Origin of the sequence: Flavobacterium sp. I3-2 (assembly GCF_013389595.1) — a bacterium.
In the GTDB taxonomy this organism is placed as follows: domain Bacteria; phylum Bacteroidota; class Bacteroidia; order Flavobacteriales; family Flavobacteriaceae; genus Flavobacterium.
Window position 1 is genome coordinate 1,877,114 of the sequence record NZ_CP058306.1, and the last position, 15,844, is coordinate 1,892,957.

Annotated in this window: 17 protein-coding genes and 1 riboswitch; of the genes, 2 read left to right on the forward strand and 15 right to left on the reverse strand. The window is 31.6% G+C overall.

Annotation, left to right across the window (positions count from 1 at the left end):
• The first annotated feature begins 71 nt into the window (after positions 1-71).
• Both HW119_RS08800 and HW119_RS08805 read left to right on the forward strand, forming a co-directional pair.
• Positions 72-1,202, forward strand: a complete 1,131-nt coding sequence (locus tag HW119_RS08800) for a DegT/DnrJ/EryC1/StrS family aminotransferase (RefSeq protein WP_177763473.1) — start codon at positions 72-74, stop codon at positions 1,200-1,202.
• A gap of 302 nt (positions 1,203-1,504) precedes the next feature.
• Positions 1,505-2,377 carry a hypothetical protein gene (locus HW119_RS08805; protein ID WP_177763476.1) on the forward strand — a complete coding sequence of 291 codons (873 nt, stop codon included), beginning with the start codon at positions 1,505-1,507 and terminating at the stop codon, positions 2,375-2,377.
• Between the two features lie 55 nt (positions 2,378-2,432).
• Here the strand turns inward: HW119_RS08805 and cobC are convergent, their stop codons facing one another.
• From cobC to HW119_RS08880, 15 genes are all read right to left on the reverse strand, one after another.
• Complete coding sequence (cobC, locus tag HW119_RS08810; RefSeq protein WP_177763479.1) at positions 2,433-2,993, reverse strand: alpha-ribazole phosphatase family protein; 561 nt, start codon at positions 2,991-2,993, stop codon at positions 2,433-2,435.
• Positions 2,978-3,754, reverse strand: a complete 777-nt coding sequence (locus HW119_RS08815) for an adenosylcobinamide-GDP ribazoletransferase (protein ID WP_177763482.1) — start codon at positions 3,752-3,754, stop codon at positions 2,978-2,980. Before HW119_RS08815 ends, cobC begins: the two co-directional genes overlap by 16 nt.
• Before the next feature lies 1 nt (position 3,755).
• Positions 3,756-4,760 carry a nicotinate-nucleotide--dimethylbenzimidazole phosphoribosyltransferase gene (gene cobT / locus HW119_RS08820; protein ID WP_177763485.1) on the reverse strand — a complete coding sequence of 335 codons (1,005 nt, stop codon included), beginning with the start codon at positions 4,758-4,760 and terminating at the stop codon, positions 3,756-3,758.
• A gap of 54 nt (positions 4,761-4,814) precedes the next feature.
• Positions 4,815-4,957, reverse strand: a riboswitch (adenosylcobalamin (AdoCbl) riboswitch).
• Between the two features lie 329 nt (positions 4,958-5,286).
• A complete protein-coding gene (locus HW119_RS08825) occupies positions 5,287-5,670 on the reverse strand; it encodes a DUF3037 domain-containing protein (protein WP_177763488.1) in 384 nt (127 codons plus the stop codon).
• Positions 5,660-6,433, reverse strand: a complete 774-nt coding sequence (locus HW119_RS08830) for a HipA family kinase (protein ID WP_177763491.1) — start codon at positions 6,431-6,433, stop codon at positions 5,660-5,662. The genes HW119_RS08825 and HW119_RS08830 overlap by 11 nt, the downstream gene beginning before the upstream one ends.
• Positions 6,434-6,441: 8 nt before the next feature.
• The gene (locus HW119_RS08835; RefSeq protein WP_177763494.1) at positions 6,442-6,984 is read right to left on the reverse strand and encodes a hypothetical protein; all 543 of its coding nucleotides are present in this window, start codon (positions 6,982-6,984) and stop codon (positions 6,442-6,444) included.
• A 27-nt stretch (positions 6,985-7,011) separates the two neighbouring features.
• On the reverse strand, positions 7,012-7,845 hold the full coding sequence (locus HW119_RS08840; RefSeq protein WP_177763497.1) for a M23 family metallopeptidase: 834 nt from the start codon (positions 7,843-7,845) through the stop codon (positions 7,012-7,014).
• A gap of 36 nt (positions 7,846-7,881) precedes the next feature.
• Positions 7,882-8,529 carry a DNA alkylation repair protein gene (locus HW119_RS08845; protein ID WP_177763500.1) on the reverse strand — a complete coding sequence of 216 codons (648 nt, stop codon included), beginning with the start codon at positions 8,527-8,529 and terminating at the stop codon, positions 7,882-7,884.
• Positions 8,530-8,596: 67 nt separating this feature from the next.
• Positions 8,597-9,469, reverse strand: coding sequence for an ACP S-malonyltransferase (gene fabD, locus HW119_RS08850; RefSeq protein ID WP_177763503.1), 873 nt, complete (start codon positions 9,467-9,469; stop codon positions 8,597-8,599).
• Between the two features lie 112 nt (positions 9,470-9,581).
• Positions 9,582-11,699 (reverse strand): peptidylprolyl isomerase, encoded by a 2,118-nt coding sequence (locus tag HW119_RS08855; protein ID WP_177763506.1) that lies wholly within the window; start codon positions 11,697-11,699, stop codon positions 9,582-9,584.
• Between the two features lie 103 nt (positions 11,700-11,802).
• Positions 11,803-13,059 (reverse strand): hemolysin family protein, encoded by a 1,257-nt coding sequence (locus HW119_RS08860; RefSeq protein ID WP_177763509.1) that lies wholly within the window; start codon positions 13,057-13,059, stop codon positions 11,803-11,805.
• A gap of 3 nt (positions 13,060-13,062) precedes the next feature.
• The gene (locus tag HW119_RS08865) at positions 13,063-13,257 is read right to left on the reverse strand and encodes a hypothetical protein (RefSeq protein WP_177763512.1); all 195 of its coding nucleotides are present in this window, start codon (positions 13,255-13,257) and stop codon (positions 13,063-13,065) included.
• Positions 13,254-13,802, reverse strand: a complete 549-nt coding sequence (lptC, locus tag HW119_RS08870; protein WP_177763515.1) for an LPS export ABC transporter periplasmic protein LptC — start codon at positions 13,800-13,802, stop codon at positions 13,254-13,256. The genes HW119_RS08865 and lptC overlap by 4 nt, the downstream gene beginning before the upstream one ends.
• A 2-nt stretch (positions 13,803-13,804) precedes the next feature.
• Positions 13,805-15,082 (reverse strand): hypothetical protein, encoded by a 1,278-nt coding sequence (locus tag HW119_RS08875; protein WP_177763518.1) that lies wholly within the window; start codon positions 15,080-15,082, stop codon positions 13,805-13,807.
• Positions 15,072-15,809: a type III pantothenate kinase gene (locus HW119_RS08880; RefSeq protein ID WP_177763521.1), complete on the reverse strand. Its 738-nt coding sequence runs from the start codon at positions 15,807-15,809 to the stop codon at positions 15,072-15,074. Before HW119_RS08880 ends, HW119_RS08875 begins: the two co-directional genes overlap by 11 nt.
• Between the last annotated feature and the right edge of the window lie 35 nt (positions 15,810-15,844).

Genomic DNA, 15,844 nt, shown 5'->3' on the forward strand with positions numbered 1-15,844 from the left:
AAATTGTTTTATTAGAAATTCTCATCTTCTAAAAACGAATTTAATTATCTTTGTATTTCAAAATTTTCGATATGAAAAAACTACAAATGGTTGACTTAAAAGGTCAATATGAACATATAAAAGAAGAAATCAACGCAGGTATTCAAGAAGTTTTAGATACTACTGCTTATATAAATGGACCTAAAGTTCACGAATTCCAAAAGAATTTAGAAAATTATTTAGGTGCTAAACACGTAATCCCTTGTGCAAACGGAACCGATGCGTTACAAATTGCCATGATGGGATTAGGTTTAAAACCTGGAGATGAAGTTATCACTGCCGATTTTACTTTTGCTGCAACAGTTGAAGTAGTTGCTTTGTTAGGAATTACCCCGGTTTTGGTGGATGTTGATGAAGATAACATGAACATTTCTATCGAAGCAATTAAAAAAGCAATTACGCCTAAAACAAAAGCAATTGTTCCGGTTCATTTATTTGGTCGTGCAGCTAATATGGATGCGATTATGGAAATTGCCAAAGAGCATAATTTATTTGTGATAGAAGATAACGCACAAGCTATTGGAGCAAATTATACATGGAAAGACGGTTCTAAACAAAAAGTTGGAACAATTGGGCATGTAGGAGCAACTTCTTTTTTTCCATCTAAAAACTTAGGATGTTATGGAGATGGTGGTGCTATTTTTACAAATGACGATGCATTGGCTCACGTAATTCGTGGAATTGTAAATCACGGAATGTATGAGCGTTACCACCACGATGTTGTTGGTGTGAATTCTCGTTTAGATAGCATTCAGGCAGTTGTTTTAAATGCAAAATTACCACTTTTAGATGCTTACGGACAAGCGCGTAGAAAAGCAGCTAAAGCGTATAACGATGCGTTTGCAACTAACGTGCATATCGTAACTCCAGCTTTTGATTTTGAAGGAGACGACCACGTGTTCCACCAATATGTCATGCGAATTACAAACGGAAAGCGCGATACTTTATTAGCACATTTACAAGAAAACGGAATTCCGTGTGCGATTTATTATCCAATTCCGTTACACGTTCAAAAAGCGTATGCTGATACTCGTTATAACGATGCTGATTTTGCTGTAACTAACAAATTATGCAAAGAAGTAATTGCATTACCAATGCATACCGAATTAGACGATGAACAAATTGCATTTATCACTTCAACGGTTTTAAATTTCGTACAATAAATATCAAAATCCTGTCTTTTTTAAGATGGGATTTTTTTTGATGTTAGATTTTAGTATTGAGATATTAGAATTGAGAAACTAGTATTTTGAAGTTATCTTTTTGTCATGTTGAACTTGTTTTGACGTCTCACAATAAAATTCAATTCTAAAAACCATATTAATTTAAGTGTTTAAACAAGAAAGGTTTAATTAATTAACTTAAAAATATACATTTAGTAAATTTTGTTGTTAATTTAAAATGTAATTATTTAATGTTTTTTTGTTTGTTATATTTCATTTGCGTATTTTTAAAGAAAATATTAATGATGAAAAAGAAATTTATTGTGTGTTTGACTGCTTTGTCGACTATTCTTGTAATGTTATCATCCTGTGAGAAAGAAGATGAAACAGAACCATTTAAACAAGAGCCTGAAATTAATTATAATTTAAAAAGTATTGATTTTCCTGAAACTGGAATTTATAGTCTAGATGGTCAAACTTTTGAATATGATAATTTAAATAGAGTCACTAAAATGATTTCAGGACAGGATTATAGTGTAATTTACGGTGATAATCTAATTACATTGGATTTAATTAGACATAATTTTTCTAGTTATATAGATGTGAAAGGTAAAATTAATATTCATCTTTTAGAAGATAAAGTGCAAAAAATAACTTTTGAAACAATTTTTGTAGGTCAAACAAAGAATAGAATAGATAGAGATTCTTTGACTTTTACTTATGACAATAATTTATTGAAAGAAATAAAAAGTTTTTATAGTCAAGATAATCGACCTTTCGAAAATACTTCAAAAATTGAGTTTACTCATTCTAATGGAAATATTACTAAAGTGAAGAAGGATTTGTTCTATGAAGAATTAATATCGGAGTATACTTATGATAGTGAAAAATTTATTGAAAATGGTGATTTAGTTTACGAAACACCTTTGTTTAAAGTTTTAAATGTGTTTTCTGTACTAATAAAAGATAAGATTGGGTTAAAGTCTAAAAATAATATTTTAACTGTAACTAATTCATTTAATGAAGAGAAAAAACCACATACATATATATCTTTTTTAAAATATACGAGAAAATTTGATGATTTTGGAAGACTGACAAGCATTAGAATTGATGGTAATGGATTTAATTATAATGATGTTCAGATTAATAATGCTGAAGTTGTTTTGAAATATTAGTTCAGTGATAAAATAACCCCGTTCAAATAAATGAAACGGGGTTTTATATTTAAAATTATTTCTTCTCCATAATAAAATCGTTATCAGAAGTTTTTCCTAAATGAAAATGAAGAACTTCTTCAAAACCAACCGGAACTTTAAAAGCATTTTGTAAAGGTATTTCCAATAAATACGACCAAATAGCTCTGATGATTCCGGCATGAGTGACAATCAAAACTTTTTGATAATCTTTGGTTCGTAACTCATCTAAAAATGATTTTAAACGTAAAAAAAGCATTTCAAAGTTTTCGCCATTTGGTGTTTTGGTGAACACAAAATCATCGTACCAAGGTTGAATTTCTATTTGCTGAATATCGTTCCAAGCTTTCATTTCCCACAACCCGAAATCCATTTCTAGTAAACAATTATCAGTAATAATTTCTTCCGAAAATGTTTCTGCAACTTGTACACAACGTTGTAACGGACTACTAAAAACAATATCTAAATCAGTTGGAATACGATGTTTGAATCGGTTAATTTCTTCCTGAAATGTATCGCGTAAAGCAACATCGGTTTGCCCGTAACAAATTTCAGATGGAACAGAAACACGAGTATGTCTGCTTACAAAAACTTCCATAAAATAATACAACCTAAATAAATCAAAACTTCAGTTACTTGCTGCACGGTTCCTAAACAATCGCCGGTATATCCACCAATATGCTTATTAAAATACCATCCTAAATATACATTTCCTAAATAAGCGAAAGGTAAAATCAGTAAATACCAAACATTTCCTAATAAAAGAAACGGTAGTAAAGTAAACAACAATCCAACAAGCAATGTACGTTTTGGAAGTGCTTTATTTGCTAATGGTTTCGATTTACTTTTATCGATATCGGTAACGTATTGATGCGTGTGAATCATCACGCCAGAATAAAATCGACTAGTACTATGCGCAACGACTAAAACTGCACAAATAAACGGAACAGAAATCTGTGCTAAATAATCCATTGCGGTATATTTTAAAAGTAATAAAAGCACAATTCCAATGACTCCGTAAGCACCAATTCGACTGTCCTTCATGATGGTTAAGATTTTTTCTTTTCCGTATCCACCACCAAAACTATCGCAAACATCGGTAAATCCGTCTTCGTGAAAAGCTCCAGTTAGCAAAACGCTAATAATCATCGTTACAATTAAACTGATGTTTATGGGTAAAACGAATTGTAATAGAAAAAAAGCTAATGCGTTGATTCCGCCAACAATCCAACCGATAACCGGATAATATTTTTGGGATTGATTCATGATTTCATCCGAATAATCCAATTTAAATGGTATTGGAATTCGGGTGAAAAACATCAATGCCGTAAGAAAATACGTAAGTTCTTTTTTTATCATTTTATTTGTTCGAAACTCCGGCAGATTCAAAACTTGCCATTTCGTTTAAAAAGTTAACTGCGCTTTGAATGATAGGGAAGGCAAGGGCGCAACCGGTTCCTTCGCCCACGCGTAAATTTAAATCTAATATTGCTTTTTGATTTAACGAATCTAAGAATTTTTTGTGTCCGCTTTCGTCAGAAACATGACAGAAAATAGCATTGTTAATGATGTTTGGTTCTAAAGCTTGAGCAATTGCAAAAGCAGCTGTAGCAATAAATCCGTCAATCATAATTAGCATGTTACGTTTGTAAGCAGCTAACATTCCGCCGCACATTTGAGCTACTTCAAAACCACCAAACGTTTGCATAATTTCTTTCGGATTGGTAATGTTTCCGTGAAATTCCATCACTTGTTTTAAGATGTTGATTTTGTGTTGTAATTGCTCATCGTTCATTCCGGTTCCACGACCTACACAATTTTCAATAGGTTCTTGTAAAAATGATGCCATGATTAACGAAGCAGATGAGGTATTACCAATTCCCATTTCGCCAAAACCAATAATATTTGAACCTTTTTCAAAAGCAAGGTTTACAATTTTATCAGCTTCTGCAAAACAAAAATCTAATTGCTCTGTAGTCATTGCTTTTTCAGTTAACGCACTTTTAGTTCCGTAACCAGCTTTAGCTTTTATTAATTCTGGATGATCTTCAAAATCAAAATTCACACCTGCATCAACAATCTTCATTGCGATGTTATTTTGTTTACAAAATACGTTAATTGCAGCACCACCTTGTAAGAAATTCATTACCATTTGAAAAGTAACTTCTGGCGGATATGCACTAACACCATCTTTTGCTAAACCGTGGTCGGCAGCGAAAATTACGTGTGTTGGAAATTTTAATTCGGGAGTTAATGTTTGTTGTACGTTGGCAATTTTAAAAGCTAATTGTTCTAAGAAACCTAAAGCGCCAAGTGGTTTTGTTTTGAAATCAATTTTGTGTTGGATTTGTTGTTCGAATGTCATGATTTTAAAAAATAAAATCGCAACAGAAGGCAAGGAGTGAAGTGAAAAAAACAAGTCAATCCCTAGCTCCAATCGCGAAAGCTTTTGATGAATAAATTTTATACAACGACCTGACTTAGATTTTTAATCTTCACAGTTGCGCGACAGTTCAAGAATTTCACTTGATTCCTTGTATAGGAGCAAATATAGTTTTTTATTTTTAGATGTTAGGTTTTAGGTGTAAGATATTAGAGGTTAGATGTTATTATGTTGAGCATTATTCAGCATCTCATCAGTTTAGTATGCAACCCTGAAACAAGTTCAGGGTGACAAACTTTTTAATTTCATTTATTTATTTTTATGTCATGCTGAACTTGTTTCAGCATCTCACAAGAAAATCTATGAATTTTTAATTGTAAAATTCTGTATATCATTAGTTTAGTATGCGACCCTGACTCGAAGCTTGCGACTGAACGAAGTTAAACAAATTCAGAGTGACAAATCTTCTAATATCTCAATTCTTATATCTTGATTCTTATATCTAAAATTACTTCACCAACTCTTCATACAAACGAGCAAACGTTTTTTCTAAATCATCAGAAAAGCCCGGGTGTGGTCGAGACGATTGAATACTTGAGCTTTTGATAGCTGTAATCCAGCGGAATTTTTCATCTGCTTCCAGCATGGCAATTGGTCCTCCGTCTTTTGCACCCGAACAAATCTTAGCAAACGATTGCAGGTTTTGTTCCAATTGTTCGATATCGAAATCGTTACAAAAGCCCTTGATTTTTTCTTCGTGAATGATGTAATCAAACTTTATGAAACGTTTGCGTTTACTGAATAAAATCAAGCCGATATTCACAAACTCTTCGCGTTCAATTTTTGGAACCACACGAATTACAGCATATTCATAAACTACTTTATCTTGCATCTTGCGCGGCTTTTAAAAAGATATCGGCATGAGCCAATCGGTTCGACATAAATTTAAAATAGACTTCACGAATTTCTTCATTCGATGGTCCGCCTTCCCAATCTAAAAAGGCATCAGGAATCGTATTCACTAATTCTCTAAAGAAAGCGTCGTTTAGTTTTTCGGTAAATTCTCTATGAACGGTTTCTAATTCACTTGCTTGTTTGATTAAGGCGTGGTCTTTAATCATGACGAATGGTGTAACCGAAGTTTTTTCCCAATTATCCCAAGAATGATGGAAATAAAAAGCTGCTCCGTGATCGATTAACCACAATTCTTTATGCCAAATTAATAAATTGGTGTTTCTAAAAGTACGGTCAACGTTGGTGATAAAACTATCTAACCAAACAATTTTCGATGCTAATAACGGATCGCATGTATTTGTAGCTACATCATAAGTGATAGCGCCTGAAAGATAATGCAAACCTAAATTTAAGCCTTGACTGAATTTAAGTAAATCTTGAATTTCTTCATCAGCTTCGGTTTGTCCGAAAGCTTTATCTAATTCTACAAAAACAATCTCAGGAACAGGTAAGCCTAAATGTTTAGCGATTAAGCCACCTAAAAGTTCAGAAATTAGGGCTTTGGTTCCGTGACCCGCACCTCGGAATTTAATTACATATTTAAAGTCGTCACAAGCTTCAGCCAACGCAGGAAGCGAACCTCCTTCTCTTAACGGACTGATGTAACGCATGACGTTTACGGTTCTTAGTTTTGGAATCATGTTTTGTTTTATTCTAGATAGAATGAAATTTTTTCTATGTATTTATTGTTTACCTCTGAATTTTGATGCTCTTTTAAAATTTTTAAGAGTTCAAATACTTTTTTCTCTTCGGATTCATTCAAAATTAATAAATCTTCTGTAGAATACGTTTGGTTATTTTTTAGGATGTCAAATTCAAAATAGATACCATCAAATTGTTCTATTGTTTTATTTTTAATAACTAATTCATTAATCTGTTTTACATCATTAAAGAATTTGTTATTTAAAACAGTTTCTATTTTATTTATTTCTTCTTCATTTAAATCAATGTAAACAAAGTCTAAAGGCTTTTCTGTTTTTTCATAATAATCATTACATTCAGCATCTATTGAACTAATTTGTTGTAAACCTGAAAAAATGAACGTCTTTTTTATTAGGTCTATTTCAAGAGTTGCGGGTGAAAATTGCATCGCTGGAAACATTTCAATTCTTACATAATCAAGGTCGGGTTTTACTTCTTTTTTAGAACATCCAAAAAGCGTGATAAAGATTAAAAAATATAAATAACGCATGTGATTTTTATTTAAAGATAAAAAACTTTAATGTTTAATCTTGTCTCCTCTTTTTAAATCTTCACCATCCATATCGTTTTCAAAAGTAATTGGAGTTGAAACAAATGTACCGCCTTTTTTCGGAATCAATACATTAAAATGCAGATGAGAAATGTCTGTGAAACCGGTCATTCCTGATAAAGCAATTGGTTGTCCTTTTTTAACTTCATCACCTATCTTAACAAAACTACCGTCGTAAACCAAGTGAACATATTGCGTGTAAATGCCACTATGTGGATGATAAATGGTAATAAAATTGCTGCGGTCATTTTCTCTCCAAAGTTGTGAACTCCCGCCATGTTTGTAATCTTTAATTACACCAACTACCACACCATCATCGGCACTACAGATGGTATCGTTTACTTTTAAATCAAAATCTATCGCATATCTGTTATAATCGTTGTTGTGTGAATAGGTTCCGTTATAACCTTGGATGATTCTATATGATTTACCTTTTAGAAAGGGTAGTGCTATTTTATTTTTATTGATGGTTTGTTCGGGGTTTCCTAAATAGGTATTGTAATAATACGTAAATGCTTTTTTACTCGGAACGTAATATTTTTTATTCACTATTTCTGAAGTGCTAATTGTTATGGTATCATACAATTTATATTTTTTGTTTAAGGCTTCATTATCTGTATATACCACCAAACGCAATGGAGATTTTAATATGTTGTTTACTTCAAGGTTTATGTTGTTATTGCTATAAGATGATTTTATATCTATTTTATACTGACTAAAAGTTTCTTTCGGAAATAGATGGTCTTGAGAGTAACTCTTTATTCCTAAAAGAAGAAAAAGTAAGATAATTTTTAGATTCATATAATATAATTAATGATTGCAATGATGAAGACAAATTTATTGCTTTTTTATTTTCTCAACTTGAATTGAAATGTAATTAGGTAAATAATTGGGTGTACAATTTTTAGGAGCAACTTCGTCTTTATATAAACCTGTTTTCTCGCCTAAAGTGATGCATCGATTTCGATATTCTTCTTGGAAAATTCCAATCTGAGCCGCTGTGAAATTCATTGCCCATTGTACTTCTTCTATTTCTTTTTCGATTCGATTTTCTATCAAAGAAAGTAACTCTTCCGAATTTGGAGGCGGAGTTTGTCCAACCCATCGCAAACGACCTTGATAATACCAAAACGTTCTGCGTTGAAGCGATGAGGTACTGTCTAACCAAGATTCAATTAAGGCGATTGTTTTTTTATCTTTCATTAATTGATTTGCCATTAACCAATCCATTAAATTTAGTTTTTCTACTTTTGAATGTTTTTCAATATCATTACAAAGAACATTAATGATTTCTTGGTTCAACAATTTTTTATCCATGATTAAGATAGCTAATTGTTGTGCAAAATAATTTTGCGTATTCCAAAGTTCTAATGCTAACTCATGGTCTTTTTTAATAGCACTTGCCATTTTACGTAAATCGCCTAATTTGGTTTGCTCATCTTTAATTTGATTATATATTTCTAGAGCTTTTTCTGATAGTTTCATGATGAAATGTTATAATACGAAGATATAAAAAAAGCGACTTCATTTCTGAATGTCGCTTTTGATATGATTATCCTTTAATCGTTTCAACCGTTTTATCAATCTTGTTGATTAATCCCATTAAAACTTTTCCTGGTCCAAATTCAGTAAATGAAGTTGCACCATCTGCAATCATTTGTTGTACAGATTGCGTCCATTTTACAGGAGCTGTTAATTGCGTAATCAAGTTTGCTTTGATTTCAGCTGGGTCAGAAACAGCACTTGCCGTTACGTTTTGGTAAACTGGACAAGTAGGAGTAGAGAAGGTTGTTGCCTCAATGGCTGCGGCTAATTCTTCACGAGCTGGTTCCATCATTGGAGAATGGAATGCACCTCCAACAGGTAAAATCAACGCACGTTTAGCACCAGCTTCTTTCATTTTTTCGCAAGCTAATTCTACTGCTTTTGTTTCTCCAGAAATTACTAATTGACCAGGGCAATTGTAGTTTGCAGCTACTACAACTCCATCGATAGAAGCGCAAATATCTTCCACCACTTTATCATCTAAGTTTAAAACCGCTGCCATTGTAGAAGGTGTGATTTCACAAGCTTTTTGCATAGCTAAGGCACGTTGCGAAACCAATCTTAAAGCATCTTCAAAAGATAAAACTCCGTTAGCAACTAATGCAGAAAATTCTCCTAATGAGTGACCTGCTACCATATCTGGTGTGAAGTTTTCAGATACTTTTGCTGCAATTACAGAATGTAAGAAAACGGCTGGTTGTGTAACTTTAGTTTGTTTTAATTCTTCGTCTGTTCCGTTGAACATGATTTCAGTGATATTAAAACCTAAAATTTCGTTTGCTTTGTCAAACATTTCTTTTGCTACTTCAGATGTTTCGTAAAGGTCTTTACCCATTCCAACGAATTGAGCTCCTTGACCAGGAAATACGTATGCTTTCATATAATTTGGTATTATTTGTCTTTTTATGAGTTAGCAAAAATACATATTTTAGAATTGATATAAAACAAAAAAAGTCCGTTCGAAAACGGACTTTTATATGGATGTGATTCTACTATTGTAATAAAATTTTAGCTCTGTTGTCTTCAATTTCAGCTTTGTTATATAAAGCTGTGTAAACTGAATTTTGAACTGAGTTTCTATTGTTAGTCGTAACACGAGATTTAAACATATTGTAGTTTGGTAATTCTGGTGCTTTTGCTACAGATTTTCCTTTAATGATATAAACTCCGTTGTTACCGTCAATAAGTTTAGAAACTTCGTTAGCTTTTAAAGTAACTGCTCTACCAACAACTTCTGGCTCTTGACCAAAATTAGGAATTGTACTATTTGAACCGCTTAAGTCTGTTGCAACAGCTACGGCTGTTTTTGCATTTTTAGCAACTTCTTCTAAAGTAGAACCAGTCATTTGTTTACGAATCAATTCAGCTTTTTTCTGTTTCTTAAGAATTGGTTCAACCATTCCTTTAGCTTCAGTTGCTGTCATTAAACCTGTTTCGTTAACTGAAACTAATTTGATGATTAAATATCCTTCTGGAGTATCAAAACGTTTAATGTCTCCAACGTCAGTACTTTTTCTATAAGCCCAAGAAATAGCATCTGAATTAGTTCCAACACCTGGTAATTGGTCATCGAAAGCTCCAATTTTTGCAACAGGTTGAGCAATTAAACCTAATTCGGTTGCTAATACAGAGAATTCTTTAGTTGCTGCACCTTCTTCAAATTTTGTTGCTTGTGCGTATAAAGCATTAGAAGTTGCTTCTGAAGCTTCAATTGTTTTAGCGATTGTAGCTAATTGAACAGCTTCTTTGTTTGTTTTGTTATCTACTTTTAAAACGTGGAAACCAAAATCAGTTTCAACGATTCCTAATTTTCCAATTGGATTGTTGAAAATGTATGCGTCAAAAGCTGGAACCATTTGTCCTTGTTTCACACCTTCGTATTTTCCACCTTTATCTTTAGAACCTGGATCGTCTGTGTTAGCAGTTGCTAATGCAGCAAAATTTTCTGGATTAGCTTGTAATTGTTTCAATAAATCATCTGCTTTAGCTTTAGCTTCTTCTTTAGTTAAAACTACTGTTGGAGCTGCGTTTGATGCATCTTTATAAGCAATTAAAATATGAGAAGCGTCAACAGATTCTGTAACTTCTTTTTTGTTTACTAATTTAGAAATGCAGTAATGGTTGTTGAATAAGTATGGTCCAAAAACTTCTCCAGCAGGTAAATTATAAAGTTGTTCTGCAAATTCAGCAGGTAATTCAGCTTTAGCATAGTAAGTTGAATCGTAAGCTACATCTGAATTAGCATTTACATATTCAACAACGTTTTTTGCGCTTTTGAATCCTTGAATTGTATCATTTTTACCAGTTTCTTTATTGAAAACTACTGAAGGTTTTAAGAAATCTTCGATAATTGTTTTAGAAGCTGTTTCGTCTTCTTTAGAAGCTTTGTTTTGAATGAAAACGTATTCAACGTCTCTTGAATTTTGTGATTTAAATTGACCTGGGTATTTCTTTACATAAGCATCGATTTCTGCATCAGTAATTTTTACTTGGTCGTCATTGATAGAAGCATAAGTTACTCCAACAAAATCAAAAGTAGCTTTGTCATTATCTTTCATGTAAGCAAATTTTGCTTCCATGTTTGTAGTGATTACAGATGATTTGATTAAAGTGTAATACATTTGCTCTTTTGCAAATTTTTCTAAATCTGCTTCGAAAGTTTTCCATGCATTCCATTGTTCTGCACCAGCTTCTTTCATTTGAGCGATAAATGTATTTAATTTAGCCATGTCGAATTGACCAGCTTCATTTAAGAATTGAGGATTTTGACCAAAGTTTGGGTGGTTTTTAATTACACTAATTAATTGATCTTTACCCATTCTAAGACCCGTTTTTTCGAATTCAGTTCCTAACAAAATACTTCTAACTTCATTGCTCCAAACCGTGTTGTAAGCTTGTGAACCTTGAGATTGACCATTTTGTTGTGCCATTTGCACTTTCATTTGGAAACTTTGAGTTGGAATATCTACTCCGTCAACAGAACCTACATTTCTAGAACCTAATGAAATGCCTCCGTTAAATAAACCTCCAATAATAAAGGCAAATAAACTAAATCCGATTACTCCAACAAGTAATCCAGACTTTTCTCTAATCTTTTGTAAAACTGCCATTTTGTGTTATCTAAATTTTTTCAGTGAGCGAAAATACAATTATCTCTGTAATAATAAAAGATATATTTGATTATTTTCTTAAAAGTTATATGTATTTTTTAGTTTAGTTTTTGTTAATTTCAACAATTTCTATCTTTTTATCAGTAAGCGATAGAATTTTAATTTGATTATTCTCAATTGTGATTGTATCTCCTTTTGTAAGAATTTGTTTGTGATGATGCAAAATATATTGACCTAAAGTTTTATATTCTTCAGATTCGGTTAATCCAAAATTGAATTTTTTGTTTAAATAATGTACATCTAATCGGGTTGAAATTACGAATTTATTTGTAGCAATTTCTTTTTCTACAATTTGAATATTTGCATCGTGTTCGTCATCAATTTCCCCAAATAATTCTTCAATGATATCTTCCATTGTTATGATTCCTGTGTATTCACCTTCTTCATTTAGAACTTTTGCAATGGACTTTCTTTTAATCGATAATCGCTTGAATAAATCTTTTATTAAACTGTTTTCAGAGACAGTTTCTATTGGATATACAATACTTTTTGTTGATTTTGGATTTTCTAAGATTTCAAAAATATGAATGTAACCAATAATGTTATTTTCTTGATTTTCATAAACTAACAATCTTGAATATCCTGTTTCGATGAATTTGTTGACAATGTTTTCAAGTGAATCGTTAACATTTACAGTTTCGATTTGGATTTTTTGAACCATGGCTTTTTTTACTAAAACATCTGTAAATGAAAGTGCATTTTTAAGTATTTGAAGTTCCGTATCTAACTTTTCAATATCTTCAGTGGTTTCGATTTGTTTGGTGATGTAACTTCCTAATTCGCTAATGCTCAGTAGTTGGTTTTCTTTATCTTGAGCGAGTTTAAAAATTTTTCTCAAGGACCAATCAGCAAGTTTTAATAGGGGTTTTGTAATCGGACCGAATATTAATATGATAATTTTTATCGAAAGATTAGATTTTAAAATTACCTGATTTGCATAGGGTTTAATAAAGGTTTGAGGTATGAATTTTGAAAAAACATAAACCAATAAAGTAGCAATTAGAATGTGCAATAATAAAAAAAGAATGGTATTGGAATCTTTTTGAATTGTTACAAAGGATGTTTTGGTAAAGCTGATATAATAAAAGCTGAAAATCACAAGTGCTATTGTGTTTCCAGCTTTTAAAGTTGAAATGTACAATCTTGGATTTTCTGATAAAACCTTTAGTGTGTACGAAGTTATGTTTTCTTTTTTTGATTCAAGATTCAAGAAAATTTTATTCGAATAAGTATATGCGACTATAAGGCTTGAGAAAAAAGCAATAAAAAGCAAGCATAAGACTATCGAAAATATTTCCATAAATTATTGATTGTTGTTCTGATTTTCTTCAATTTTTTTGATATGACGTTTTCTAAAGAAGAACATGAAAATTGCAACAGCCGCAAAAGCTAAACTTATTTTATAATCTCCGCCACTTTGAAATTTTGTTACAGTGTCATAAAGGAAAAAAAGTCCAAAAATTAAATATAGGTATAATGTGAATTTGTAAATTTTCATGGTTCAATATTATTTATTTCTGCTCTGTTTTGTTGAGCGTTCATTACTTTTAAATCATTATCGAAATCAATGCCGATTCCTTCGAAATAACTCTTTGAAGGGTCTGTAAATTTAAAATAAGCATCTGTAAAGAACCAATTGTTTTTTTGATTGTAATACAATTGTTGCGTTTCTAAAACTTTACCATCGTGAGTTGTGATTTTTACATTGCCTTGTAAATCGATAATATTTGTTTTGTTATAAGCTGTTGCTTTGTTGGCTACAATGAATGTTTTGTTTTTATTATTATCAAAAACGGTAACGTGTACTTTGTTTGGAAAATGCGTAAATGGATACTTCACTTGCGAATAATCCAACATTTTCTTTGATACCAATATTGCCTTGATTTTAGCCGAATCGGTGTATTTTACATTTATATCTTCGGCTTCTCCAGCTGCATAAAATTTATTTGCATTCATTTTCTGAATATCTTTTAGACTATTGTTCTCGCAACTAGCAATGAAACAACTTACTAAAATAAGAAAAAAGCAATTTAAATTTTTCATTTTTATTCGTATCTACGTTTTTGGAACCATTTGTCGTTAAATGAGAATCCTATTGAAATGTTGAAATAATTTTCTTGAATTAATCCGTGATTTTTAGTTCCTTTTTTACCGTATTCAAGTCCAATATTGATATTTGACGAATCTCTATTTATTCCAATTGGTAATCCAAAACCTAGACTTACTGAAGTGTCTTTTATAGATTGGTCATTTAAAATTAAACCTGTATTTTCATATTTTAATCCAAATCGATACGTCCATCTATGGAAGTAATTTTGGAATGAATTATATTTTGGAGTATAATAACCACCTAAGCTAATTCTGTGAGAATCTTCAAAAGTTGCATTTTGAGCACTTGTATAATAATTGTTTAGTTTAGAATTTTGGATGCCTGTGTATTCAGCTCCAACGAACCATTTGTGATTTTGACCATATCCAACACCTAAGCTATATCTTTGTGGCATAATCAAATCTTTTTTAGGGGCGTCAATGTTAATTTGATCAACGGTTGTTAAATTACCTGTTGAGCTAATAGAAACGGTTGATAAAGTTCCTGTTTGTTTATTTTTAAGAGTAGTTTCAGGACTGTATGTAACAGCAATATCCAATTTCATGTGGTCTGAAAAAACTTTAGAGTAACTCAAAGCAGTGTTAAAACTAAAGCCGCTATAATCATTTGAAATGATTTGTTGTGAACCTCGGTCTATTAAAAATCCAGTTCCATCATCAGTAATGAATTTTGTAGTTGTGTTTTTAGTATCACCAAAATTGTAAGCAAATTCAGCACCAACGTTTAAATTGGGAGTAATTTTATATCCTAAACCTAAATAAGTTCGGCTAATACCACCATCACCATTATATTCACGAGCAATTTTTTTATCGCCATCTTGAATTTGATTGGCAATGTTATATCCAACAAAAGTGTATGGCATAATTCCTAATGAAACACCAAGTTTACCTGTCGGAAATGCTAATGCGAAATAATCAAAAGTGCTTCTGTTTGATTTTTCTGATGCACTTGCTGTTTGAATTTTAGCTGATGTTGTAGAAAAACCAACTGCTAAAGTTGTTTTCTGTAAGTTTGCGTAAGACGCCGGATTTAAAGTGTTCAGGTGGATACTGTCTTGAAAAACAGCTAAGCTACCCATTGTTTTTATTTCGTTTGTACCTTTGAATTTTTGTTCACCGGTTCCGAAATATGAATAAGGAGAGGCAGTTCCTTGTTGGGCATAAGAGCCAGAAAGGGTTAATAAGCAAACTCCAAGTATGATTCTATTTATCATGGTCAATTGTATATTGATATAGCATTATTAAACTTTCTAAAAGAAAGTTTGGATTGGCAAATATGGTGTTTTTTAACCTTTTTGCCAAAAAATCTGCGTCTCCGCCTGTTAAAATTACTGTTAAATTCTGAAAGTCATTGATATAGCTATTGATAAAGCCATCTACTTCAAGTAGTGTTGCATTAATAATTCCAGAATGAATCGAATTGTTTGTTGAATTTCCAATTACATCATGGGTTTCATTTAACGACAACAAAGGTAGTTTATCTGTGTAATCATTCAAACTTTTATATTTTAAATTAATTCCTGGAGAAATTGCTCCCCCAAGATATTCGTTCTTAGCAGTAATAAAATCATATGTAATACAAGTTCCAGCATCTATAATAAGACGGTTTTGATTTGGAAATTTTAGTACAGCTCCACTTGCCAAAACACGTCTGTCAATTCCTAATGTTTCTGGTGTACTATATTTGTTAACGAATGGTAACGGAGTTTTAGAATTAATTATTGTTAAAGCTGAAATTTCTGAAAGCCATTTTTCATCATCTTGACTGAAATTTTTGACTGTTGTCAGGATGATATTTGGTTTTTCGCTACAGTTTGAAATTAAATTTTGAATTTTTTTTCTAAAATATATTTGTTCAAATATTTCAATATTTAAAATGATATTGTTTTCATAGACAGCAACTTTGGTTCTGGTGTTACCGATGTCAATAGCTAGATTCATATTATTAAAACAAGTTTGAACAAAAGTAGTTAAAG